Origin of the sequence: Chitinophaga sp. XS-30 (assembly GCF_008086345.1) — a bacterium.
Classification (GTDB): Bacteria; Bacteroidota; Bacteroidia; order Chitinophagales; family Chitinophagaceae; genus Chitinophaga.
This window is the reverse complement of the sequence record NZ_CP043006.1, coordinates 200472-224593: the sequence shown is the minus strand read 5'-3', so window position 1 is coordinate 224593 and position 24122 is coordinate 200472. Positions and strand designations below refer to the sequence as shown.

The window sequence follows — 24122 nt, the reverse complement described above, 5'->3', positions numbered from 1 at the left end:
CAACGTGCGGCAGGCAGCGGAAGTGTAGCGGCGGCACCAGGTGTTTAACGCCAACGCCCGGGGCCTGCGAACGGTCAGTTCACGATCTTGTTCGCGCAGCTGCTGCTGGCAAAGGCCTCTGGTTTGGCCTTGAAGGCAAAGCCCATACCCAGGATGTAGCCCATGGCTTCCCGCAGGGCCAGGTTGCTTTTGAATTGCGGATTGGTGTTAATGTCCGCATGCACCTCCATATCCACATCATATTCTGTGAACAGGTCGCAAAGTTCATAAGCGATCTCGATGCTTTTGGCCACTTCCACCAGCATCCTTTCCTTGATCGAATAAACGTCCTTCGTTCTTTCGTTGTGAATGAACATGAACCCGCCGTGGCCTTCCCTGAGGAATACGATGACGGTGGCAAATTCCGTGTCAGCGCCTTTCACCTGCGAGTCGGTACCGATGCACACCTTTAAATGGTGGCCCGTCGCGGTTTCCCGGACGATAGCCTGACGTACCTCCTCTTTGATGGGCAGATTGATGGGATCGCCATTAAATCTTCTCCATTTCATGGGTCAGTAATTTTTCAAGTTGAATACTAACGGTCGCGTCTATATGCCGGTCTGATGGATCTTTGGCTGGGCAGGGGCAACAAAATGCATGATATATTATCTCAATATACGAAAAATAACTGCTGTAGGACCTGCCGGGAGGATGAAGTTTTTGAAAAGGATCTAATATTGCCCGGTGCTGAGCATCACCAGGGTACAGGCTTCTTTTGCCTCAACGCCTCTTTCGGCGGCCATACGGATCAGTTCGGTGTTCTCGGTGCCGGGGTTGAAAATGATGCGTTTGGGCTGCAGGCTGAAGATATAGTCGTAATACTCCTGCTGGCGGGTGGGGTTGAGGTATAACGTGATGGTATCTACGTTTTCGAGGGGAGGATGCGCTTTGATCACCGGGGTTTCCCCGATCACACCTTCCCGGTTGCCGATGGCGGTCACCGGGTGCCCGTTGGCGCGAAGCCTGTTCACCGCCAGAAAGCTGTATCGTTCCGGATTGGGAGATGCGCCGATGACGACCGTGTGTTTTGGTGTGCTCATAATGTAAAAATAAGGATATTTTTATGGTATGGACCTGATCACATTTTTGCTGCTGCTTTCTTCCGTATTGCCGGTGAAAGACAGCACGCCGCTTTTGCTGGCTGACCCGACCATCTTCACCTGGGAAGGCAAACACTATGCTTACGGCACAAATGGTGCCAATGCCAACCTCGGTATTCCCGTTTACACGTCTACCGACCTTGTACACTGGACAGATAAAGGCTTTGCGCTGAAGAAAGGAGAGGCTTTCGGGGAACGCGGGTTCTGGGCACCGCAGGTATTCCGCCACGGGAAGAAATTCTACATGGCGTACACGGCCAATGAATCCATTGCCATTGCCGTCAGTGATCATCCTGAAGGGCCTTTCCGGCAGCAGCTTCACCGGCGCCTGCCCGGCTCATCCCGGCAGATCGACCCTTTCGTGTTTTTCGAGGAGGGGAAGGCCTGGCTCTATCATGTGCGGGTAGACAGCGGTAACCGTATTTTTACCGGGCAGCTGAATGATGACCTGACAGATTTTGTGCCCGGTACCCTGCAGGAGTGTATCCGTGCGGGAACGGGCTGGGAAAATACCAACGGAGCGTCCTGGCCGGTGGCCGAAGGGCCTACGGTCATCAAAAAAGATGGCCGGTACTATCTTTTCTATTCCTGCAACGATTTCCGCAATATCGATTATGCCGTAGGCATTGCGGAGGCGGATTCACCACAGGGGCCGTTCCGGCGCATCCCGCAGAACCCGGTGATCAGCCGGCATAACACGGGGGCCAATGGCTCAGGGCATGGGGATGTATTGTTCAGCGAAGGGAAATGGTATTATGTCTTTCATATTCATTTTGATGAAAAGAAGGTTGGTCCGCGCAGAACGGTGCTGATGGAGATGAAATGGAACGATGCCCTGCCCGAAGTGCTGCCCGCAACATTCCGGCGGCTCCGGGCGGTGCGGGAGTGATCCGGGCCATAGCAACAGGGTAAGCACGGGACGCGCTAAAGGTGTGCTGCTGTTTCCACGGGAGTTTCCTGCTGCTTAGCGGATCGCTTTCAGCAGGGTGCTGTAAAACCAGTTCTCTTCTGATTTGATGAAGGTATTGAGCGCGGCATCCGCCTGCTGTGCGAATTTCTGGATGTTCTGCATGGTGTCGCGGAATGCTTTGATGTCTTTATCCTTCTGGTCCCCCTCGATCTTGTTGAGCTGCAGCAGCACTTTGAGCACGGGGTCCAGTTCCCGTTTTTTCTTTCCCTGGCGATGGCGGTGCCTACTTTCCAGATGTCTTTCTCCGCCACAAAGAACTCTTTGCGTTCTCCCGGCACCAGTATTTTCTCCACAATGCCCCAGTTCATCAACTCCCGTACATTCATGTTGGCATTGCCGCGGGAAATATCCAGCGCTTCCATGATCTCTTCGGCGCTCATCGGCTCCGGCGCAATAAGCAGGAGAGCGTGGATCTGCGCCATCGTGCGGTTGATGCCCCATTGCGCGCCAAGCAAGCCCCAGGCCTGGATGAATTGTGCTTTTGCATCAGAGAATTTCATACTTCAAATGTATGGAAAGTTTTTGAACTTTCAAAATACATTGAAATATAGTGTTGTTAGGGGGAATATAGTTATTGTGGGGAATGGAGGCCGATGCGATTGCCTTCCGTATCAATAAAAATGGCGTGGAAGCCCATATCCAGTTCATAGGATACCGGTGTTTTATCCCGTTCTATCCGTCCGCCTGCTCCGATCACCCTGCCGAGCACATCGTTCAGATCTTCTCCGCAGTACAGGTAGATCAGGCAGCCGCGCTGGCTGGCCACATAGTCCAGCCCCTCCACAATGGCGCCGCCAACTCCGCCGCTTTCAGCATCATACGCCAGCAGTCCGAGCCGGTCTCCGCCCAGCTGCATTTCGGTAATAGTGATATCCAGGATCGTACTGTAGAATGCCTTTGCCCTGTCAAATTGAGAAACAGGGATCTCAAACCAGTTGATCGCATGGGTAGGATTACGCATTTGAATTTGTTTGGGGATGTAATGATAAATTTAACAAAAAGATCAATGCGATCATACGGCATATTGAATGTTGGGTTAAAATCCATCATCTGCATATGACAGGGGGACTGAGTTATGCGTTGGTCCTTGGGATGGTTTGGGCGATGTATGAACAGAAACAGGGGATGTTTTAACAGAAAGGGTGTACCAGATTGCCTGATACACCCTTCCGGAGCTATTTTCAGTTATGTTATGCCTATACGAGCATGTTCACCGGGTTCTCCATGAGTTGTTTGAACGTTACGAGGAACCTGGCGCCCACGGCACCGTCTACGGTACGGTGATCGCAGCTCATGGTCACTTTCATGACGCTGGTGGTTTTGAACTGGCCTTTCTCTCCGGCTACCACCACTTCTTTGATAGCGCCTACGGCGAGAATGGCGGAGGCGGGAGGATTGATGATGGCGGTAAATTCTTCAATACCCATCATGCCGAGGTTGGACACGGTAAAGGTGTTGCCGGTCATTTCCTGCGGTTGCAGTTTCTTGTTCTTGGCCTTGTCGTTCAGTTCTTTTGTTTCCGCAGCGATCTGGGAGAAGCTTTTCTGATCGGCGAAGGTGATCACCGGTACCAGCAGACCTTCGTCTACTGCTACGGCGGAACCGATATGAATGTGCTGGTTGTGGCGGATGAAATCGCCCATCCAGCTGCTGTTTACATCGGGATGCTGGCGGAGCGCCATGGCAGCGGCTTTGATCACCATATCGTTGAAGGAGACCTTCACCGGGGATATTTTGTTGATGGCTTCGCGGGCTTCTTTCGCAATATCCATGTTGATCTCCATGGTGAGATAGAAGTGCGGGGCGCCGAATTTGCTTTCACCGAGGCGGCGCGCGATGGTTTTGCGCATATTGGTGAGCGGCGTGTCTGTATATGCTTCCTGGCCTGCGGGTGCAAATGCGGCCACTTTCGCGGCCGGCGCAGCCTGACCTGCGGCTGCAGCAGGGGCAGATTTTGCAGGAACATAGCTGTCCACATCCTTTTTCACGATGCGGCCGCCATCACCGGAACCGGGTACCTGGCTGATATCGATGCCTTTTTCTTCGGCGAGTTTTTTGGCGAGGGGGGAGGCTTTCACGCGGCCGTCCCCATTGCTGCTTTGTGCGGCCGGAGCAGCGGCGGGTGCCGGAGTTGCGGATTCCTTGGCGGCGGGTGCTTCACCGGCAGCTTTGGGAGCGGCGCCACCGGATTTCTCCGCGGCGAGGATCGCTTCGATATTCGCTTCTTTCTTGCCAACTATGGCAATAATGCCATTTACCTTGGCGGCTTCCCCTTCGGGAACGCCGATATAGAGAAGGGTGCCGTCCGCGTAACCGATCACTTCCATGGTCGCCTTATCGGTTTCCACTTCCGCCAGTACGTCATCGCTTTTAACGGTATCGCCTACTTTTTTGTTCCAGGCTACGATCTTGCCTTCCGTCATGGTATCGCTGAGCAGCGGCATGCGGATCACCGTAGCGTCTTTGAGGGCTTTTTCCAGTTCTCCGTTATCAACTGCTGCGGGAGCGTCCTCTTTCTCTTTTTCCGGCGCCGGTTTGGCAGCTTCCGGAGCATCGGTTTTCGCCGCAGGGGCTGCTGCTGCGCCACCTTCCAGCAGGGGCTTGTAGTCTTCACCGGGTTTCCCCACAATGGCAATGACATCATTTACCTTTGCCGCTTTGCCTTTCTCTACACCGATATATAACAAAGTACCGTCCGCATACGCCATTACTTCCATTGTGGCCTTATCGGTCTCCACTTCAGCAATAACATCGTCGGACTTAACGGTATCTCCTACTTTCTTATGCCATTCCGCAATCACCCCTTCGGTCATGGTATCACTTAAAAGGGGCATTCTGATAACTTCTGCCATAGTGTTTCTTCGAAATTTTGCCCAAACCTACAAGTTTTTGCGCAAAAACGCAAAGCATCGGGAGGCGGGGCGTTTAAAATTAATTATTATTCAATGCGGCGCGGGCCTAAAAGTCCAGTTCCATATTCAGTCTGTCTTTCAACTCTTTCACCAGCGGGTATTTTTCCATCATACGGGCAAACTGTTCCCGGCTGGTCAGCGGGGCTGGACCGGTGTCTGTTACCTGTTGCTGATTCTCGTCCAGTTGCAGGGTCAGCACGAGGGCATTGTTCCGGAATTTCTTTTTGAAGAACTCGGATATCTCCAGTTTCTCTTCTTCCATGAAGCGGAACTGGACGATGTTCCGGCTGATGATGCCGATCTCTTCAGGGCCCAGCAATACGGTCTGTGCCAGCTGGAGATTGCTCACCACGGTCATTTTATTGGCCTGGCGGAATTTATCGATGAATTCGTCCCAATATACGGCCAAAGCCCCTGCGGTCATGGGAATGGCGTTGCTCTGGACGGTTTCGGTCTGTTGTTTGGCTGCCAGTGCCTCTTTCATGGCAGCGAGGCCGGTAAGTTTAGTGGCGGGTGTTGTTGTTGCGGGACGTGGCGTTGCCGGTTGGGTGTTGCCGGCTGATGTTGTTCCGGCAGTTTGCTGCGGAGCGGTGCTGCCTGTTCCGGAGACGGGCGTATATTGCTGTTGACCGGATGGGTTTGTTCCGGCAGTTTGCCTGGCTTCCGCGTTGGCGGGTGTTGCGGCATGTTGCTGTTGACCGGATGAGCCAGTTCCTGCAGTTTGCCCGGTGCCTGCACCGTGCCGCTGTTGCCCTGGCAGGCCGGCGTTATCCTGCGCAACTGCATTTCCCGGTGGCATGGCGCCTGATTCTATCGTCAGCCGCGGGGCTTCCGGAGTGATAGTTTTGGTGGTGGCGGGTTTACCGTATATCGGTTGCGGCAGCGGCGCCCGGAGGCGCTGCGGGGTACCTTCAGGGATCAGGTTTTTTTTTACCACTTCGCCGGACTGGTCGTTGCTGACGAGCGTGACGGCCTGTTGCAGATAGCAAAGGCGGATGAGGGCCATTTCCACATGGAGGCGTTTATTGCGTGCCATACGGTAGCCGATCTCGGTCTCGTTCAGCAGGTGAAGGGCCGTCACCAGGTAAGCAGCGCTGACGCGGCCGCTCATCTGGCGGTAGCGGTCTTTCAGGTTGGCGCTTACTTCCATCAGGTGCAGCACTTTATCATCTTTGCAAACCAGCAGGTTACGCAGGAACTCCGCCCATCCGCCCAGGAAATTATCGCCTTCAAAGCCCTTTTGCAGGATCTCGTCGAAAATAAGGAGGGCGCCGGCCACATCCTGGGTCGCTACGGCTTCCATCACCCGGAAATAATAGTCGTAGTCCAGGATATTGAGGTGTTCCAGCGTATTCTGGTAGGTCAGTTTGCCGCCGGTGAAGCTCACGATCTTGTCCAGCGTACTGAGCGAATCGCGCATACAGCCGTCCGTCTTCTGAGCGATCAGGTGAAGGGCGTCGCCTTCGGCGGTCATATTTTCCTTGGTAACGATCTCCTGAAGGTGATCTACCGTATCCTGTATGGTTATGCGCTTGAAATCAAATATCTGGCACCGGCTGAGGATGGTGGGCAATATCTTGTGCTTTTCCGTGGTAGCCAGAATGAAAATGGCGTAGGAGGGCGGTTCCTCCAGCGTTTTCAGAAAAGCATTGAATGCCGAGGAGCTGAGCATGTGCACCTCATCGATGATATAGATCTTGTATTTGCCTGCCTGCGGAGCGAAGCGCACCTGGTCTACCAGGGTGCGGATATCGTCAACCGAGTTGTTGGAAGCGGCATCCAGCTCATGAATATTGAAAGAGCTGCCTTCATTGAAGGTCCGGCAGGAGTTGCAGGAGTTGCAGGCTTCTCCGTCTGCCTGCAGGTTCTCGCAGTTGATGGTCTTTGCCAGGATGCGGGCGCAGGTGGTTTTACCGACGCCGCGGGGACCGCAGAACAGGAAGGCATGTGCCAGCTGATTGTTGCGGATGGCATTCTTTAATGTTGTTGTTATATGGGCTTGCCCTACTACCGTGGAGAAGTTCTGCGGACGGTATTTCCGGGCGGATACTATAAAATTTTCCATGATGGGATTCGCTCCTTTCCAGGTGCCGAAAGTAACGCAAAAAGGGAGAACTAAAAAGTAAAAAGTCTCGGATCCGCTGTGGCGGCGGAAAGGGCGGTCCGGCGGATCAGTGCCCGGGAGCGCGCGCTCCGGGTATTTCCGTATCCTGCAGGTACCGGCTCATGAGGCCGGCGGCATATTCCAGGTAGGCCTTTTTGCCCAGTTCCGTCACATCCAGCTGATTGCTGACGGCGCGGTGGGTGAGCTGGTAAAGGGCGAGTATCTCCTCTTCGCGCACGGCATCGTCCCGCAGGTAGGTGCAGTTGGATTCGAGGAACAGGCGGGCATCGGCGGTGAAGGTGGCGTCTATGGCCTCGGGGACCTCGGCGTGCTGCAGCATTTTCTGCAGGAGGGGCTTGAACAGGTTCTCTTCTTTTTTGAGGGCTTTGAGGCCGGCCAGCAGGTCCGTCATGGTCACCTGTGGCCTGCTGTAGATGGCTTGCACCTCGTTGATGATCCGGGTGGCCTGGGCTTCCATTTCAGCAGCCAGCTCCTGCTGCAGGATAACGTGGTGGTACATCTGCCTGAGCTGATGAAAGGAGGTGCTGCTTTGCTGCGTTGCCAGTTGCAGGTGAAAACGGTAGCGCCCGATGTCCGCCTGCTGCAGCCATGCCGTTTGCACTTTTATCTCCGCTTCCAGCTGTTGTGCCAGCACATGGGCATCCTGCCGGTTATGTTTTTTATGATCGAACTCAAAATGGCTGGTCTCGATCAGCCCGTTGCCGATCGCCAGCAGGATATTCAGATCATACCGGTTCTGTTCAAGACGGCGGATCTTCCGGGTGACGGTGGGGTGATACAGTTCCGTGATGGCCGGGTTGCCCGCCGCCTGCTCCTGGAACACTACGCCCGTCATGTCCGCAAAGGGCCTGTTCTTGTAGTAATCCGCGAATATCCCGGGGAAAAGATAACGGTTATGCTGCTGGGCAATGGTATCGATGAAGGCCGCTGCCGGTTCGTAATGCCGTATCGTGTTCCTTTCCGGGAAGGATTGGTGATACAATGCCCGGGTAAACTGCTCCTGGAAGGCTTCTGCGTCCCCGAACAATACCCAGGCAGGGGTGTTGTCCACCACTGCTTCCACCGCTGCGGCCCTGTACCGGGCTTCGCGTTCTTCATCCGAAGGATGGGAGGCCCATTGGTCCTTATACTGAATGCGGCTGCTCGTCTGGGTCTGCAGGTAAGCATCAGAGATTTCGGGAATACCGTTTACCAGTTCCAGCCTGTTCAGCCCGGCGATATACTGCATCAGCGCCGTTTGCGCCGCATAAACGTTTTTCAGGCAGCTGTCCTTTGCTGCCAGCGCCGCCAGATGCTCGCAGCAATGCCTGAAGCAATGTGTGCTCAGATTGAACCTGCGCATGGCGGAGATGGCCGGCTGGCTGCCGGCTACTGCAATGGCAACGGCATCGGCATGAAATTCCATTTCGCGGGACAGCTCCATATATTGACGGTTCACCATCCGGTAGAGCAAACGCAGGCTGACCTGTACGCCTTTCATCATCCATATGGTCACCTGCGGAATGATGTTGAGGATATTGATCACTCCGGAGATACTCGCCCATTTCCTGACCATGCGGCTCCCCCAGTTCTGCCGCTGGTACAGTATCTTGTAAATGGCGCGGTTCACCGTGTACACATAGCTGCCCAGCTTCATGCTGCTTTGCGAAAAATGCCCGAACTCATGGGCCAGTACCATTTTGAATTCACTGAGATTGACCGTGTTCACCAGCCCCAGTCCTATCATGAGATGCTTGCGTACCGGCCAGAACATGCTCCAGAAGCTGGAATCGTATGATACTGCGGCATTGACCTCCGGAATGGCAAATACTTTATCCGGCATATTGGTCTGCGTATCGATGGTGAGCTGGCGGATGAATGCAAATAAACGGGGATGGTCTTTTTCGTATAGCTGTACACGGTAGGGGGGATGATCCGCTGCCGGTGTGAAGATGTGTTTGACAAGAAAGAACAAGGCTACAGCGCCATAGGTAATGATCATTGCACCGGTGATGTACAGGAGAACAGAGGGCAGTACATCCATGGAAAACCTGATCACGGCAAAGCCTGCCCATATGCATGCGCCTGCAAGGCCCACGGCGGTCACCAGCAATATCACGTACACCACGAAGAAGAGGGTCAGGCCTGCAATCACTTTCCGCACCTGCTTTTTATAGCTGGATGCGGGCTGTATAAGCGCAGGGTCTACCTTCACCGGGTTAGGAGGGTAGTGTACGAATTTGCTCATAGGTAGGTTCATTCTGAATTGGAGCGCCCAATATACACTATCCGCCTGTAAACGGCATCCCCCGTACATGCTATGTATCAGGACAACAGCGGATGTCTTTTGAAGGGCTTCGTGCGGTCGAACAAATAACGGTAGGTGGTGAGCTGCCGGCTGCGGTAGGTGCCGAGGCTTTCCGCGATGTTGATCATTTTGGGATTGAAATCCCCGATCCACTGCATTTCATAGTCGTCATATATCATTTTCCGCTGAATGATCTTTGCGCCTTCCATGATCATGAATGCATCCACGCCCTTGGCCTGGAACTCAGGGACCACACCGAATGCAATGCCGGTGAACTTGCGGCAGGAGCCCATCATTTTAAGCCAGAGGAACTGCAGCTTCTGCAGCGGACCCAGCTTCCCCTTCATATGCTTGAAATACTGGTTCAGGTCCGGCAGGTTCAGCCAGCAGGCGATCGGCTCATCTTTATAGTAGGTGAACCAGATGATCCTTTCATCCATGACCGGCTTCATTTTTTTGAAGAGCAGATAAGCCTGTTCCGCAGACATCTCTTTCCCGGCACCGTGTGTAGCCCAGGCTTTGTTATATACGATAGAAAAATCGGTGGCGAACTTCCGGAGCTGTTTCTTGTCGATATGAATGGCCTTATAATTCGGATCGGCTTCCAGCGCGGCATGACGGGCATAGAACTTCTCCTGCACCTGGTCTTTTACTTTCAGCGCAAAACAGTATTGTTGGAAGAACGGTTGAAAACCGTAAGTCTCGAACAGCTCCTGGTAATAGGGCGGATTATAGTTCATGCCATAAGGCGGATTGACGAATCCCTTCACCTGCAAGCCCCACCAGCGGTCCCGCTCCCCGAAATTCACCGGCCCGTCCATCGCTCCCATGCCCTTCTCTGCCAGCCAGGCTTTCGCGGTATCGAACAAAAGGTTGGCAGCCTGCTGATCATGTATGCAGTCGAAGAAGCCGATGCCGCCGGTAGGCTGTTCATCGCCTTTGGTCTTGTATTTTTTGTTCACGAATGCCGCGATACGGCCGGCCAGGCGGCCCTTGTCGTCTTTCATGATCCACCGCACCACTTCACCGAAACGGAATGCCTTGTTCTTTTCAGGATCGAACACATCGTTGATATCCTTATCCAGTGGCCGTATCCATCCCTCATGATGTTTATTGAGCTGCACATGCACATCCAGGAACTGACGGGCCGTCTGTTCATTATTGACAATAATTAATTCCATCCTGATAATTTGCTGCAAAAATAAAAGTTAATATTCATCCGTTTATAACCCGATTGAAAATCAAATGATCTGTCGTTCATGTATGAATTCCCTGCATCTGTAACAATTAACATTTTGTTTAAGTATCCCCGTATATTTTTATGGAAAATGCGGAAGTGTGCATCCCGGTAGTTAATTCATAGGACATTCAGCAAAAATATAACTATTTCACCCTTGTTTATACACACACATTTAACCTATGTTAAAGAAAAAATGGTGGCTTGTTGCCGCGTTATGCATCATCGGCACAGGCGTGCTGTATTATGTTTTTGCCAATAAACCCGTTGACAGCAGTACCACCGTACTGGTAAAGAAAGGAAACTTTCGCGACATTGTTGTCAGCCCCGGTGAACTGATGGCCGAGAATACGGAGTATATCAATGCGCCAACCGGCCTTCAATCCAACCAGATTTACGAAGAGATCAAGATACAGGATATGGCTCCGGAGGGCATCTCCGTGAAACAGGGCGATTATATCGCTTCGCTGGACCCTGCCGTGGTGAACAAAAAGATCGGGGATGTGCAGATGGAGCTGGACAGGGCCAATTCCACCCTTTCGCAGACAGCGCTGGATACCGCGCTGCAAATGCGGGAGGTAAGGGATAATATTACCAATCTCCGCTTCCAGATGGAGCAGAAGTCCCTGGCCCTGCAACTCAGCAAGTATGAGCCGCCCGCTACCGTAAGGCAGGCGGAGCTGGACGTGGAGAAAGCGAACCGGGACCTGGCGCAGCTGCTGGAGAACTACAAGATCAAGCAGCAACAGGCAGCCACCAAGATGGAGCAGGCTTACCGCGAGCTGCAGCGCCGCCAGCAACAGATGCAGAGCCTGGAAGAACTGCGCAGCCAGTTCAGGATCACCGCCCCGAAGAACGGCCTGCTGGTATATATTACCGACTATAATTCCGGCGGCAAAAAGAAAGCCGGCTCCACCATCCGCACCTGGGACCCCAGGCTGGCCATGCTGCCGGACCTTTCCAGCATGTTGTCCAAAACCTATATCAATGAAGTGGACATCAGCAAGATCAAAAAAGGGCAGAAAGTGGATATGGGCCTGGATGCCTTTCCCGAAGTGAAGCTGAAAGGCGCCGTTTCCTCCGTGGCCAATATCGGGGAGAACAGGCCCGGCTCCAATGCTAAAGTATTTGAAGTGCTCATCAAACTGGAAAAGGTGGATTCCATCCTCAAGCCCGGTATGACCACCTCCAACAATATCCTCATCAACCAGGTGGGAGACCAGCTCATCATTCCCCTCGAATCTGTTTTTTCCGAGAAGAATACCAGTTATGTGTACCTGCGCAAAGGCACCGGCGTCAGCAAACAGGAAGTGAAGCTGGGCAAAAGCAACGATGAGGAAGTGATCGTGACCAAAGGTCTCCAGGAAGGAGATGTGGTGTATCTCGCAGAACCGGCATCAGCAAAAGACGATAAGATCATCCCCGTAAAATAATCCCTTAAAACAGCCAGCATGCGAAAATTATGGGGAGCCCGTAATATGAACAATCTCAACATTGCACTGGATTCGCTTGTGGCCAACAGGCTGCGCTCGTTCCTTACCGCGCTGGGCATCATTTTCGGCGTGGGCGCAGTGATCGCCATGCTCGCCATCGGGCGCGGCGCAAAGGAAGAGATCATGAACCAGATGAAACTGGTGGGCGTCAACAATATTGTGATCAGGCCGGTTACGGAAGAACAGAAAAATGAAGAGGAGAGCGGAGATCAGGAAAACAAAGCGGCGCGTATGGAAGAAAAGAAAAAGTTCTCCAAAGGCCTCAGCCTGCAGGATGCTTATAGTATCCTGAAAATGATCCCGACCGTGGAAGCCGTCAGCCCGGAAATGATCCTGGACCAGGACGTTATTTACAGCGGCAAAAGCCGGAAACTCAAAATGGTGGGCATTGAGCCGGCATTCTTTGAACTGAACAACATCGGCCTGTCCTCCGGCAAAATGTTCAACAGTACCCAGCTCACCGGAGGAGAAGGCGTTTGCATCATCGGTGCGGGCGTGAAGCGGAAGTTCTTTATTTCGGAAGATCCGCTGGGCAAGGTTATCAAATGCGGCCAGCAATGGCTCAAAGTGATCGGGGTGACAGATGAGAAGATGATCAGCAGCGCTACAAAGGAAAACCTGGGCATCCGCGATTATAACATGGATATCTACGTACCGATACAGACCGCCCTCGTGCGGTACAAGAATCCAGCTATCCGCATCGAGCGGCTGGCATGGTTCCAGGAGAGCAATACCCCGCAGTCGGCTTCCCCGCATCAGCTGGACCAGTTGATCGTGAAAGTGCGGCAGCCGGAGCAACTGACGGAAACCGCCGGCATCATCAGCCGTATGCTGAAGCGCAGGCACAGCGATGTGATGGATTTTGAAGTGAGCATCCCCGAGCAATTGCTGCAACAGCAGCAAAAAACGAAGGATGTGTTCAATATTGTGCTCAGCGCCATCGCAGGCATATCGCTGCTGGTAGGCGGCATCGGTATCATGAATATTATGCTGGCCTCCGTGCTGGAGCGGACCAAAGAGATCGGCATCCGCATGGCTTTGGGTGCGCAGAAGAACGATATTGTGATGCAGTTCCTCTTTGAAGCAGTGCTGATCAGCCTTTGCGGCGGCATTATCGGCATCATTCTCGGTGTGCTGGGCGCTTATATTGTAGACAAGGTGGCCGATATCAAGACCATCGTTTCCGCTGTTTCCATTTTTTTATCCTTTGTACTGGCCTCTTCCGTGGGACTGATATTCGGTATCTCTCCTGCGCGAAAGGCTGCTGACCAGAACCCGATAGAATGTTTACGCCATGCTTAGATTAAAATTCCTGTTTTCCTGTATGCTGGCTGCATCAACCTGCCTGGCCCAGCAAGTGCTGGTGCTGGACGATGTGGTGGGCCTGGCGCAGAAAAGCTCGCCTTCCTATTACCGTGCGCAAAGCAGAGCCCTCAACAACCTGTATGCTTACCGGTATTTCCGTTCCGGCCAGCTGCCGCAGCTGGTACTGGACCTGAACAATTCCAGCAGCCCTCTCGGGGAGACCGTGGGGGTGCCGCAACCGGATGGCAAGATCGAATACCGCCGCCGTTCTACTTCTAATACATCACTGGGTCTGGGGTTACGACAAATCGTACCCTGGACCGGTGGTCAATTTGCCGTGCGTACAGACCTTTCCCGGTTCGACCAGTTTTCGCCCGAAACGCGGAAAGCCTATCTGGCCACCCCTTTTTCCATCAACTACTACCAGCCTTCGGTGATGTATAATCCCTACCGCTGGGAGCGCCTGATATCACCGCTGCTGTATGAAGAAAGCAAACGACAGTATATCGAAGACCTGGAAGTGGTGGCGCTGGACGCATCGGACTACTTTTTCCGCGCCCTCTCCGCGCAGACGCAGGAAAGGATACTGTTGCTGAATGTGGAGAATACGGATACGCTGTACAAAATATCAAAAGGACGGTTTGAGTTGGGCAAGATCGCGGAAAATGAACTTTTGCAGATAGAACTGAACCTGCTCAACGCCCGGAATAGCCTGGAACAGGCCACGCTGGCCAAGGAAGTGGCTTACCAGGAGCTGAAACGTTTCCTGAACATGCCCAAGGATACGGAAATAGAACTTAACCTGCCAAGCGCCACGCCGTTGTTCACCGTGCCGCTGGACAAAGCGGTGGCTGAAGCCGGCAGCAACCGCCAGGCTGTGCTGGAATTCAGGCGCAGGCGTTTGCAGGCGGAACAGGATGTAGCCTCCGCCAGGGGCAGCAACGGCTACGAGTTCAACCTGCGGGCACAGCTTGGGCAGTCCAATAACGACTCCACAATGCGCGGCGCCTATGGGGGCGGGGATGTGCAGCAGAATCTCTCCATTGGAGTGGCCATCCCGATCATGGACTGGGGCCGCGCCCGCAACCGCGTACGCCAGGCAAAGGCGAACCGGGACCTGATAGAGATCGATATACAGCAGGCCGAACGCAGCTTTGAACAGGAAATATACCTGCAAACACAGCAATTCAATATCCAGCAGAGGCTGCTGGCCAGCGCTTCCAAAGCGGATACCATCGCGCAACTGCGTTACGAGATCACCAAACAGCGTTATCTTATCGGCAAAATATCCATTACAGACCTCAACCTTGCCCAGCAGGAGAAGGACCAGGCCAGCCAGAATTACATCAATGCCCTGCGCTCCTACTGGAATGCCTATTATACCGTACGGAGGCTTACGCTGTACGATTTTGAGCGGAATGAAAAGATACGGTACGAATTTACGGAAGGATGATAACAGCTATTGGCATCATTTTTTCTGTGAATGACCTATGCGAAGGTTCCTTCTCCCCGCCATACTGGGATTTTTATTGATAGTGGTCAGTCTGAGCGCGTACCGCGACAGAAAGCGCGCCCGTACCATCCTGCATGAGAACGAACGCCTCATCGGCGAGAACCGTGACCTGCGGAACAGTCTCACGCTCAGCCACCGTACCGCGCAGCAGATCGCGGACCGGAAAGACATGCAGCAGATGACACAGGCGCAGTTTGTGGACCGCAGGGAGTATTTCCGGCGTAACTGGAAACAATATATTTCTGTGAATAACGGGGATTACAAGACCGGCTTCCTGGGCGGTATCAAAAACCTGCAGGTGCAGGTGCGCAATCAAACGGAATACACGCTGGATAACGCCGTAGTATCCGTTCAATATCTCCGTAATAACGGCGATGTGTTCAAAACGGAGCAATACACGGTGCACAACATCCCCGCCAAGGGTGTTCAGTCGGTAACGGCATCGAACAGCCGCAAAGGCAGCAAGGTGAATATACGGCTGGTGAGCATCACCAGCCAGCCGATGAATTTCTGCTGGTCGGCAGACAAAAAGGCAGCCCCGGGGGACCCTGACCCTTTTGCCTGTGTGCCCGCGGCGAGGTAAATAATGACCTCATATTAGATAATATAACTTATTCAAGAAACTTAATATATTTGTAGCCAGCCTTTAAACCTGACGAAAATCACCCCAAATCATCCCGGCATTATTTTGGGTTTTAGGCTTCAATCGTTACCTTTGCGCGAAATTTTGCATCAGCACTTATTACTTGCATTCCATAAACTTCTAAGAAATATGCCTAACACAGGTAAGATCAAACAAATCATCGGTCCCGTTGTGGACGTGCATTTTGAAGGAAAATTGCCCGAAATTTATAACGCCCTGGAACTGACGCGCGACAATGGCCAGAAAGTAGTGCTGGAAGTGCAGCAGCACCTGGGTGAGGACAGCGTTCGTACTGTAGCCATGGACTCCACGGATGGCCTGGTGCGCGGAATGGCTGTTGTGGACAAGGGATTCCCTATTAAAATGCCGATTGGTGATGCCATCAAAGGCCGTTTGTTCAATGTGGTAGGTGAAGCGATCGACGGTCTGGGCCAGCTGGATACGACCAATGGCGCTCCCATTCACCGTCAGCCTCCCCGTTTTGAAGACCTGGCGACCGACACCGAGGTGTTGTTCACCGGTATTAAAGTGATCGACCTGATCGAGCCTTATGCAAAAGGTGGCAAGATCGGCCTGTTCGGTGGTGCGGGTGTAGGCAAGACCGTATTGATCCAGGAGCTGATCAACAACATCGCAAAAGGCCACGCCGGCCTCTCCGTATTTGCGGGTGTGGGTGAGCGTACCCGTGAAGGGAATGACCTGATGCGTGAAATGATCGAAGCGAATATTGTGCGGTATGGTGATAAATTCAAGGAATCCATGGAACATGGCGGTTGGGACCTGGCATCTGTAGATCGTAAAGAACTGCAGGAATCACAGGCCACCTTCATCTTCGGACAGATGAACGAGCCTCCCGGTGCCCGTGCCCGTGTAGCCCTGTCTGGTCTGACCATGGCAGAATATTTCCGTGATGGCGATGGTACCGCAGGTGGTGGCCGCGACATCCTCTTTTTCGTAGACAACATCTTCCGTTTCACCCAGGCAGGTTCCGAAGTATCCGCCCTGTTAGGCCGTATGCCTTCCGCGGTAGGTTACCAGCCCACCCTGGCCACTGAAATGGGCCTGATGCAGGAACGTATCACATCCACCAAGAACGGTTCCATTACCTCCGTACAGGCGGTATATGTACCGGCGGATGACTTGACCGACCCCGCTCCGGCAACAACCTTCTCCCACCTGGATGCCACAACTGTACTGTCCCGCAAGATCTCCGATAAAGGTATCTACCCCGCGGTAGACCCCCTGGATTCTACCAGCCGTATCCTCACCGTTGCGGTAGTAGGCGAGGCGCACTACAATTGTGCACAGCGTGTGAAAATGATCCTTCAGCGTTATAAGGAGCTGCAGGACATCATCGCCATCCTGGGTATGGACGAGCTGAGCGATGAAGATAAGCTGACCGTATCACGCGCCCGCCGTGTGGAACGTTTCCTCAGCCAGCCCTTCCACGTAGCAGAGCAGTTCACCGGCCTGAAAGGAGTGCTGGTGCCGATCGAAGAAACGATCCGTGGCTTCAATATGATCATGGATGGTGAAGTGGATGAATATCCTGAAGCAGCATTCAACCTCGTAGGTTCCATCGACGACGCCATCGAGAAAGGCAAGAAGCTGCTGGCAGCCGCTGCTAAATAAGGGATGATCACTCACAAAACCGATTAACATGTTATTGGAAATATTAACACCGGAAAGAAAGCTTTACACAGGCGAAGTTTACGGCATCCAGCTACCGGGTGTGGATGGTTCTTTCGAGATACTGGACCGGCACGCCCCGCTGATCGCAGCGCTGGGAAAGGGCAGGATGAAGGTGCTGAAAAACAAGGCCAGTGCAGAGCATTTCACTATAGACGGTGGTTTCGTGGAGGTGCTGAACAACAAGGCTACCGTTCTGGTAGAAGGCGCCGTAGCGATGTAAAGAAGAATTAAGGCGATTTTTGAAATAGAGAAGGGCCGGGCGTAAAAGCCTGGCCTTTTTGCTGCTGTCAGTTAAGGGTAGGGTCTATCGGGAAATTGGCCATCATGGCAAAGCTGTGCCCCAGGTTCCGCAGGGATTGCTTCCATATTTCCTGCCCGTCCGCAGCAAACAACAATACCGGGTCGATGGCGGACAATATCCAGCTTTTCTCGTCCAGCTCCCCTTGCAGCTGCCCCTGGCTCCAGCCGGAATAACCGATGAAGAACCGTATTTTCCCGCTTTCTTCAGGATTACTGTTCACCAGCTGAATGGCGGCGGCAAAGTCCCCGCCCCAGTAGAGCCCCGGAATAATCTCCGCTCCCCCGGTGATCAGCTCCGGCACCTGGTGGATAAAATGTACCGTGTCCATCTGCACAGGCCCTCCCTGGTAAACGGGGATATTGGGCACCAGTACATCCGGGATCAGCTCATCCAGCTTTTGTTCAAAAGGCCGGTTGATGATAAAACCGAAACTTCCCTGTTCTTCCTGGTGTTCGCAAAGCAGTACGACCGTGCGGGCGAAATTCGGATCTTTCAGAAAAGGATCCGCTATCAGCATTATTCCTGGCGAGAGCTTGTCCATTGCTTATTCCTTTGGGCTTTTCAAATTTAACCAAGAAAGGGTAAAATGGTTCATTATTTTTTGAATGAGGATAGCAGGGGCTGAAGTCGCAAAATAGATTTTTGCGGGTGCATATCCCATCCGCGAATTCCCTAAATTTGTAACGCTATGCGCACAAAAAAGACCAAGGAAGCAATTGCTGAACGCGAACCGGAAAGCACACAGGACCATATTTTTATTAAAGGCGCCAGGGTGCATAATCTCAAGAATGTTACCGTGTCAATCCCCCGAAACAAAATGGTGGTGGTCACCGGCGTCAGCGGCTCCGGCAAATCCAGCCTTACGATGGACACGCTTTACGCCGAAGGCCAGCGCCGCTACGCGGAAAGCCTCAGCGCCTATGCCCGCCAGTTCCTCATGCGGATGAACAAACCGGATGTTGATTATATCAAGGGCATTTGTCCCGCTATTGCCATTGAACAGAAGGTCGTTACCCGCACGCCCCGTTCCACCGTTGGCTCCATGACGGAATTGTATGATTACCTGCGCCTGCTCTATGCCCGCGCGGGTAAAACCTATTCTCCCGTATCGGGGGAAGAAGTGAAGAAACATGAGGTGAGCGATGTGGTGGATTACCTTTCCCGGTTAAAGCAAGGCAGCAAAGTGCAGATACTGGTGCCTTTCCGGCAGCATGCGAACCGCAAGCCTGCGGAGGAACTGAATATCCTCATGCAGAAGGGCTTTTCGAGATTGTATGCGGATGGCAGCCTGGTGCGTATAGAAGAGCTGCTGGAACAGAAGACCCTGAAGATCGCCAAATCTGCTTACGTACTGATAGACCGTATAGTGGCGAAGGATTTTGATGAAGATGACAAACACCGGATCGCGGATAGTGTGCAGACGGCCTTTTATGAAGGAGAGGGTGATTGTTACCTGGAAGTGGATGGCGATATCAAACAGCGGTTCTCCAACCGTTTTGAACTGGATGGCATTCAGTTCGAGGAACCGGTGCCCAATCTCTTCTCTTTCAACAATCCCTACGGGGCATGCCCCGTCTGTGAAGGCTTTGGACAGGTGCTGGGCATCGATCCGGACCTGGTGATGCCGGACAAGCGCCTCAGCATTTATGAAGGCGCCATCGCGCCCTGGCGGGGGGAGAAGATGGGCGAATACAAGGAGGCCCTGATCAAGGCTGCCCGGAAGTTCAATTTCCCCATTCATAAGCCGGTATCGGAATTGACGGATGAACAGATACAGCTGTTGTGGAACGGCAATGAGCATTTCTACGGGCTGAACGAGTTCTTCAAAATGGTGGAGCAGAACCTCTACAAGGTGCAATACCGCGTCATGCAGGCCCGCTACCGTGGCCGTACCACCTGCCCCGCCTGCAAGGGCGCCCGGCTGCGGCAGGAAGCCCTGTACGTGAAAGTAGGCGGGGAGAGCATTGCGGCGTTGGTGGACATGCCGGTAGAAAAACTGAAAATATGGTTCGACAAGCTCGAACTGAACGAATACCAGCAGCAGGTATCCAAACGCATCATGATTGAAGTGAACCACCGGATAAAAACCTTGCTGGACGTTGGATTGGGTTACCTGACACTGAACCGGCTGGCCAATTCGCTCAGCGGCGGGGAAAGCCAGCGCATTCAGCTGACGCGCACACTCGGCAGCAATCTCACCAATTCCCTCTACATCCTGGATGAGCCAAGCATCGGCCTGCATGCCCGGGATACCCACCGGCTGATCAAGGTACTGCATGAATTGCGGGACCTTGGCAATACCGTGGTGATCGTGGAGCATGACGAGCAGATCATGGAGAAGGCGGACTACATCATTGACATGGGGCCGCTGGCCAGCCATCTGGGCGGGGAAGTGATCTTCGCCGGTACTTATCCTGAAATACTGAAAGACGGTCAGAGCCTTACCGGCAAATACCTCAGCGGGCATCTCCGCATAGAACCGCCGGCACATCTCCGCAAATGGAAACGCTCTATTGTGCTGGAAGGCTGCCGGCAGAACAATCTCAAGAACATCGATGTGGAATTTCCGCTGGGCATCCTCACCGTAGTCAGCGGTGTGAGCGGTTCGGGGAAGACCACGCTCGTTAAACAGATATTATACCCAGCCCTGATGAAACTGAAGGGAGAATTTACGGACCGTGTGGGGCAGCATCGCATCATGAAAGGGGATGTAGATTATGTTACGCAGATAGAGATGATCGATCAGAACCCTATCGGCAAATCCTCCCGTTCCAACCCCGTAACCTATATCAAGGCGTATGACGAGATACGCGATCTTTTTTCCAAACAGCCGCTGAGCAAGATGCGCGGATTTCAGCCGAAACATTTTTCTTTTAATGTGGATGGCGGCCGCTGCGATGCCTGCAAGGGCGAAGGGGAAGTGATCGTGGAAATGCAGTTCCTTGCAGATGTACATCTTACCTGCGAAAGCTGCGGCGGCAAACGCTTCAAGGATGAAGTGCTGGAAGTGATGTATAAGGGCAAGAACATTTACGATATACTGGAACTGGGTGTGGATGAAGCGATAGAATTTTTCAGGGATGAAAAAGATGTGATCGGAAGGATCCGTCCCTTGAGCGATGTGGGGTTGGGTTATGTAAAGCTGGGCCAGTCGTCGGACACATTGAGCGGCGGTGAAGCGCAAAGGGTAAAACTGGCGTCTTTCCTGGGCAAAGGCAAGGCGCAGGGGCATATTCTTTTCATCTTCGATGAACCAACGACGGGCCTGCACTTCCATGATATCAAAAAACTGCTCAGCTCATTCAATGCGCTGATCGATCAGGGGCATTCCGTACTGGTGATCGAGCATAACCTGGATGTGATCCGCTCGGCCGACTGGGCGATAGATCTGGGGCCGGAAGGCGGTGAAGGCGGCGGCAACCTGTTATATACCGGTGTGCCGGAAGGGCTGAAGAAAGTGAAGGAAAGTTATACAGGGAAGTTCTTGTAAGTGGCAGACGGCCTGCATGGCAAATACAGCGCCATAGCACAGGAACCGGAAAAGTAATTTTCGCCAACGCAGCGCTCATAAAAACAGGGGTGTATCGCATAATGGATACACCCCTGTTTTCATATATAGCTGCCTGCAGGTTATCTCAACCTGTCCAGCGACTTGATCAGTTTTTCATCTTTATAAATACCTCTCGCTGCCAGGAACAGGCAAACCACCATAACTACCGGGAGGAAGGCCGGCAGCAGGAACGAAGCCTGCACAATGGTGCCGCCGCTGTTGACAATGGAATTGGCATTGTCCTGCACTTTAAAATAGATGAGCACCAGCACGCCGATGGCCAGCAGTATATTCAATACCGTGAGCCTGAACTGCAGTTTCCGGTTCTTGTAAAGAAAGACGCAAACGAGAGACAGCAGCGTGGTGACCATTAAAGCGGTAAATATCAGGTAGCTGGATGTAGCATTAAAATACTCTTCGCTGATAACGGTGCCTTTGGAGATCTTTGCTTTCCACAGGTTGAAATATCCCATGGCGCCGCCAGCTATCGCGGCGACCAATAGAAAGAGGGTCTGGATGCGTTGTATCATGGTATTTGTCAATGTTTAACCCCGTAAAAGTAGATAATTATTGCGAACCTGCACGAACGTTATCAGACCCGTTCCTCGGATACTTCGTATATTGCACGCCCAATACGATCTTTATGGCGAAAAAACTCAACAAACAGGATGCGCTCGATTACCATTCGATGGGCAGGCCCGGAAAGATAGAAGTCATACCCACAAAAGATACCAAAACCCAGTGGGACCTCTCCCTTGCCTATTCGCCCGGTGTGGCGGAGCCTTGCAAGGAGATCGCCCGCGACGTGGAGAACGTCTATAAATACACTGCTAAAGGAAACCTCGTGGCCGTGATCAGCAATGGTACAGCTGTACTTGGCCTGGGGGACATCGGGCCGGAAGCCGGGAAGCCCGTGATGGAAGGGAAAGGCGTATTATTCAAGATATTTGCGGACATCGATGTATTTGATATTGAATTGAATACAAAGGATGTAGATGAGTTTGTACGGGTGGTGAAAGCGATGGAACCTACATTCGGCGGCATTAACCTGGAAGATATCAAGAGCCCGGAGTGCTTCGCTATTGAAGACCGGCTGCGGAAAGAGCTGAAGATACCCATCATGCACGACGATCAGCATGGGACCGCCATCATCTCCAGTGCCGCATTGCTGAATGCGCTGGAGCTGGTGAAGAAGAAGATCGGGAAAGTGAAGTTCGTGGTGAACGGAGCCGGAGCTGCGGCGATGGCTTGCGTGAGATTGTATGTTTCCCTCGGGGCCAACCCGGAGAACTTCATTATGTTCGACAAGGATGGTGTGCTGAACAAACAGCGGACAGACCTGGATGAGATGAAAAAACAGTTCGCCACATCGTCCAAAGCAACCACCCTGACGGAAGCGCTGAAAGGGGCGGATGTATTCGTAGGATTGTCCGTAGGCAATGTGGTGACCGGAGAGATGGTCAAAAGCATGGCGAAGAACCCGGTGGTGTTCGCTATGGCCAATCCGGACCCCGAGATCTCCTGGGACACGGCCACGCAGGCCCGCCCCGATGTGATCATGGCCACCGGCCGCTCCGATTATCCCAACCAGGTGAACAATGTGCTGGGTTTCCCCTATATCTTCCGCGGCGCGCTGGATGTAAGGGCCACGCAGATCAATGAAGCCATGAAGCTCGCGGCGGTACAGGCCCTGGCCGAGCTGGCAAAATCTCCCGTTCCGGATATCGTGAACCTCGCCTATAACGAACGCAACCTTGTGTTCGGTGCCAATTATATCATTCCAAAACCCCTTGACCCCCGCCTGTTAAGCACGGTTGCGCCCGCAGTAGCGAAAGCGGCCATTGAAAGCGGTGTGGCACAGGGAAATATCACCGACTGGGAAGCCTACGGTGTGGAACTGAACAACCGTCTGGGGCTGGATAACCAGCTGTTCCGCGTGATCGGTTCCAAAGCCCGGAAAGACCCCCGCCGCGTTGTATTTGCGGAAGCAGACAATATCAAGATACTGAAAGCCGCGCAGGTGGTGAATGATGAAGATATCGCCATTCCCATTCTGCTGGGCAATGAAAAGCGCATCCGTCAACTGATGGAGGAAAACGGCATCGAGATAGAGAATGTGGCGATCGTTGATCCCAAAAGTGACGAGATGGCCGCCAAACGTCATCACTTCGGGGAGCTGTTCTTTAAAAAACGCCAGCGTAAAGGCTTTAATCTTTATGAAGCCAAGAAGATCATGCGGGAGCGCAACTATTTTGGCTGCATGATGGTGGAAACCGGCGAAGCGGATGCGCTGATCTCCGGCCTCACCCGCAAATACCCCGATACGATCCGTCCCGCCCTGCAGGTGATCGGTATGGAAGAAGGCGCGAAACGTGTAGCCGGGATGTATATCATCAATACAAAACGCGGGCCGCTGTTCCTGGCGGACACTACCGTCAATTTCAATCCCACCGCCGAGGAGCTGGCGGACATTACCCTGCTGGTAGCCAAGGAAGTGCGGCAGTTCAATATCACCCCCAGGATCGCGATGGTATCCTATTCCAACTATGGTTCCAGCCAGACGCCGGAAGCGCAGCTGGTCAGCCAGGCCCGCCGGATCGTGAAGCAGAAAGATCCCACACTCACAGTGGATGGCGAGATACAGGCGGCTATGGCCTTCAACAAGGAAATCCTGAAAGACAACTACCCTTTCTCCGAACTGATAGAAGGGGATGTGAATACGATGATCTTCCCGAACCTGGCGGCAGGGAACGTGGCCTACAACCTGCTGCAGGAAGTGGCCGGCTTCGATTCCATCGGCCCCATCCTGCTCGGCATGAAAAAACCGGTGCATATCCTGCAGCTCGGTTCCACCGTAAGGCAGATCGTGAACGTAGTGCTGATTGCCGTAGTGGATGCACAAACAAAATGCTGTAAAGAGACGGACGGGACCGAGGGGAAAAAACGCAAATGATC

The 24122-nt window shown here is 53.0% G+C and carries 19 protein-coding genes and 2 pseudogenes; 10 read left to right on the top strand and 11 right to left on the bottom strand.

What is annotated here, in order from left to right:
* Nucleotides 1-74 precede the first annotated feature (74 nt).
* A complete protein-coding gene (locus FW415_RS00940; RefSeq protein ID WP_148382442.1) occupies nucleotides 75-548 on the bottom strand; it encodes a ribonuclease H-like YkuK family protein in 474 nt (157 codons plus the stop codon).
* A gap of 162 nt (nucleotides 549-710) precedes the next feature.
* Nucleotides 711-1079 (bottom strand): CoA-binding protein, encoded by a 369-nt coding sequence (locus tag FW415_RS00935; RefSeq protein ID WP_148382441.1) that lies wholly within the window; start codon nucleotides 1077-1079, stop codon nucleotides 711-713.
* A gap of 28 nt (nucleotides 1080-1107) precedes the next feature.
* On the opposite strand from FW415_RS00935, the gene FW415_RS00930 reads away from it, so the two are divergent.
* Nucleotides 1108-2028 (top strand): glycoside hydrolase family 43 protein, encoded by a 921-nt coding sequence (locus tag FW415_RS00930; RefSeq protein ID WP_148382440.1) that lies wholly within the window; start codon nucleotides 1108-1110, stop codon nucleotides 2026-2028.
* Between the two features lie 75 nt (nucleotides 2029-2103).
* Here FW415_RS00930 and FW415_RS25225 read toward each other — a convergent pair whose 3' ends face one another.
* The 7 genes and pseudogenes from FW415_RS25225 to FW415_RS00900 form a co-directional block, all read right to left on the bottom strand.
* Nucleotides 2104-2289, bottom strand: coding sequence for a hypothetical protein (locus FW415_RS25225; protein ID WP_246858871.1), 186 nt, complete (start codon nucleotides 2287-2289; stop codon nucleotides 2104-2106).
* A 143-nt stretch (nucleotides 2290-2432) separates the two neighbouring features.
* Nucleotides 2433-2489, bottom strand: a pseudogene (locus tag FW415_RS25680) (hypothetical protein); the annotation flags it as partial.
* Between the two features lie 191 nt (nucleotides 2490-2680).
* The gene (locus FW415_RS00920) at nucleotides 2681-3070 is read right to left on the bottom strand and encodes a VOC family protein (protein WP_148382439.1); all 390 of its coding nucleotides are present in this window, start codon (nucleotides 3068-3070) and stop codon (nucleotides 2681-2683) included.
* A 235-nt stretch (nucleotides 3071-3305) separates the two neighbouring features.
* Complete coding sequence (locus FW415_RS00915) at nucleotides 3306-4961, bottom strand: pyruvate dehydrogenase complex dihydrolipoamide acetyltransferase (protein ID WP_148382438.1); 1656 nt, start codon at nucleotides 4959-4961, stop codon at nucleotides 3306-3308.
* Nucleotides 4962-5067: 106 nt separating this feature from the next.
* The gene (locus tag FW415_RS00910) at nucleotides 5068-7086 is read right to left on the bottom strand and encodes a DNA polymerase III subunit gamma/tau (RefSeq protein ID WP_148382437.1); all 2019 of its coding nucleotides are present in this window, start codon (nucleotides 7084-7086) and stop codon (nucleotides 5068-5070) included.
* A gap of 106 nt (nucleotides 7087-7192) precedes the next feature.
* Entirely contained in the window at nucleotides 7193-9373 is a 2181-nt protein-coding gene (locus tag FW415_RS00905; protein ID WP_168208610.1) for a M48 family metallopeptidase, read from the bottom strand.
* A 77-nt stretch (nucleotides 9374-9450) separates the two neighbouring features.
* Nucleotides 9451-10614, bottom strand: coding sequence for a hypothetical protein (locus FW415_RS00900; RefSeq protein ID WP_148382435.1), 1164 nt, complete (start codon nucleotides 10612-10614; stop codon nucleotides 9451-9453).
* Nucleotides 10615-10852: 238 nt separating this feature from the next.
* Between FW415_RS00900 and FW415_RS00895 the strand changes: the two genes are divergently transcribed.
* The 6 genes from FW415_RS00895 (at nucleotide 10853) to atpC (ending at nucleotide 17536) form a co-directional block, all read left to right on the top strand.
* Nucleotides 10853-12103: an efflux RND transporter periplasmic adaptor subunit gene (locus FW415_RS00895; protein WP_148382434.1), complete on the top strand. Its 1251-nt coding sequence runs from the start codon at nucleotides 10853-10855 to the stop codon at nucleotides 12101-12103.
* Nucleotides 12104-12121: 18 nt separating this feature from the next.
* Nucleotides 12122-13465: an ABC transporter permease gene (locus FW415_RS00890; protein ID WP_148382433.1), complete on the top strand. Its 1344-nt coding sequence runs from the start codon at nucleotides 12122-12124 to the stop codon at nucleotides 13463-13465.
* Nucleotides 13466-13487: 22 nt separating this feature from the next.
* A complete protein-coding gene (locus tag FW415_RS00885) occupies nucleotides 13488-14921 on the top strand; it encodes a TolC family protein (protein WP_246858870.1) in 1434 nt (477 codons plus the stop codon).
* A gap of 37 nt (nucleotides 14922-14958) precedes the next feature.
* A complete protein-coding gene (locus FW415_RS00880) occupies nucleotides 14959-15564 on the top strand; it encodes a hypothetical protein (RefSeq protein WP_148382431.1) in 606 nt (201 codons plus the stop codon).
* 189 nt (nucleotides 15565-15753) lie between these two features.
* The gene (gene atpD, locus FW415_RS00875; protein WP_148382430.1) at nucleotides 15754-17256 is read left to right on the top strand and encodes a F0F1 ATP synthase subunit beta; all 1503 of its coding nucleotides are present in this window, start codon (nucleotides 15754-15756) and stop codon (nucleotides 17254-17256) included.
* 28 nt (nucleotides 17257-17284) lie between these two features.
* Nucleotides 17285-17536, top strand: coding sequence for an ATP synthase F1 subunit epsilon (gene atpC / locus FW415_RS00870; protein WP_148382429.1), 252 nt, complete (start codon nucleotides 17285-17287; stop codon nucleotides 17534-17536).
* Between the two features lie 67 nt (nucleotides 17537-17603).
* On the opposite strand, the gene FW415_RS00865 is transcribed toward atpC, so the two are convergent.
* Entirely contained in the window at nucleotides 17604-18158 is a 555-nt protein-coding gene (locus FW415_RS00865) for a YqgE/AlgH family protein (protein WP_148382428.1), read from the bottom strand.
* A 147-nt stretch (nucleotides 18159-18305) separates the two neighbouring features.
* Between FW415_RS00865 and uvrA the strand changes: the two genes are divergently transcribed.
* Entirely contained in the window at nucleotides 18306-21107 is a 2802-nt protein-coding gene (gene uvrA, locus FW415_RS00860; protein WP_148382427.1) for an excinuclease ABC subunit UvrA, read from the top strand.
* 140 nt (nucleotides 21108-21247) lie between these two features.
* Here uvrA and FW415_RS00855 read toward each other — a convergent pair whose 3' ends face one another.
* Nucleotides 21248-21697 (bottom strand): DUF4293 domain-containing protein, encoded by a 450-nt coding sequence (locus FW415_RS00855; protein WP_148382426.1) that lies wholly within the window; start codon nucleotides 21695-21697, stop codon nucleotides 21248-21250.
* Between the two features lie 113 nt (nucleotides 21698-21810).
* Between FW415_RS00855 and FW415_RS25675 the strand changes: the two are divergent.
* Nucleotides 21811-23037: pseudogene (locus FW415_RS25675) on the top strand (malic enzyme-like NAD(P)-binding protein); the annotation flags it as partial.
* Nucleotides 23020-24120 carry a phosphate acyltransferase gene (locus FW415_RS25670; protein ID WP_371417070.1) on the top strand — a complete coding sequence of 367 codons (1101 nt, stop codon included), beginning with the start codon at nucleotides 23020-23022 and terminating at the stop codon, nucleotides 24118-24120. The pseudogene FW415_RS25675 and the gene FW415_RS25670, both read left to right, overlap by 18 nt.
* The last annotated feature ends 2 nt before the right edge of the window (nucleotides 24121-24122 follow it).

Bases quoted from the DNA above. Each gene is read 5' to 3' on its own strand.
- FW415_RS00940 (WP_148382442.1), bottom strand. From the start codon at position 548: ATGAAATGGAGAAGATTTAATGGCGATCCCATCAATCTGCCCATCAAA.
- FW415_RS00935 (WP_148382441.1), bottom strand. From the start codon at position 1,079: ATGAGCACACCAAAACACACGGTCGTCATCGGCGCATCTCCCAATCCG.
- FW415_RS00930 (WP_148382440.1), top strand. From the start codon at position 1,108: ATGGACCTGATCACATTTTTGCTGCTGCTTTCTTCCGTATTGCCGGTG.
- FW415_RS00920 (WP_148382439.1), bottom strand. From the start codon at position 3,070: ATGCGTAATCCTACCCATGCGATCAACTGGTTTGAGATCCCTGTTTCT.
- FW415_RS00915 (WP_148382438.1), bottom strand. From the start codon at position 4,961: ATGGCAGAAGTTATCAGAATGCCCCTTTTAAGTGATACCATGACCGAA.
- FW415_RS00910 (WP_148382437.1), bottom strand. From the start codon at position 7,086: ATGGAAAATTTTATAGTATCCGCCCGGAAATACCGTCCGCAGAACTTC.
- FW415_RS00905 (WP_168208610.1), bottom strand. From the start codon at position 9,373: ATGAGCAAATTCGTACACTACCCTCCTAACCCGGTGAAGGTAGACCCT.
- FW415_RS00900 (WP_148382435.1), bottom strand. From the start codon at position 10,614: ATGGAATTAATTATTGTCAATAATGAACAGACGGCCCGTCAGTTCCTG.
- FW415_RS00895 (WP_148382434.1), top strand. From the start codon at position 10,853: ATGTTAAAGAAAAAATGGTGGCTTGTTGCCGCGTTATGCATCATCGGC.
- FW415_RS00890 (WP_148382433.1), top strand. From the start codon at position 12,122: ATGCGAAAATTATGGGGAGCCCGTAATATGAACAATCTCAACATTGCA.
- FW415_RS00885 (WP_246858870.1), top strand. From the start codon at position 13,488: ATGCTGGCTGCATCAACCTGCCTGGCCCAGCAAGTGCTGGTGCTGGAC.
- FW415_RS00880 (WP_148382431.1), top strand. From the start codon at position 14,959: ATGCGAAGGTTCCTTCTCCCCGCCATACTGGGATTTTTATTGATAGTG.
- atpD (WP_148382430.1), top strand. From the start codon at position 15,754: ATGCCTAACACAGGTAAGATCAAACAAATCATCGGTCCCGTTGTGGAC.
- atpC (WP_148382429.1), top strand. From the start codon at position 17,285: ATGTTATTGGAAATATTAACACCGGAAAGAAAGCTTTACACAGGCGAA.
- FW415_RS00865 (WP_148382428.1), bottom strand. From the start codon at position 18,158: ATGGACAAGCTCTCGCCAGGAATAATGCTGATAGCGGATCCTTTTCTG.
- uvrA (WP_148382427.1), top strand. From the start codon at position 18,306: ATGCGCACAAAAAAGACCAAGGAAGCAATTGCTGAACGCGAACCGGAA.
- FW415_RS00855 (WP_148382426.1), bottom strand. From the start codon at position 21,697: ATGATACAACGCATCCAGACCCTCTTTCTATTGGTCGCCGCGATAGCT.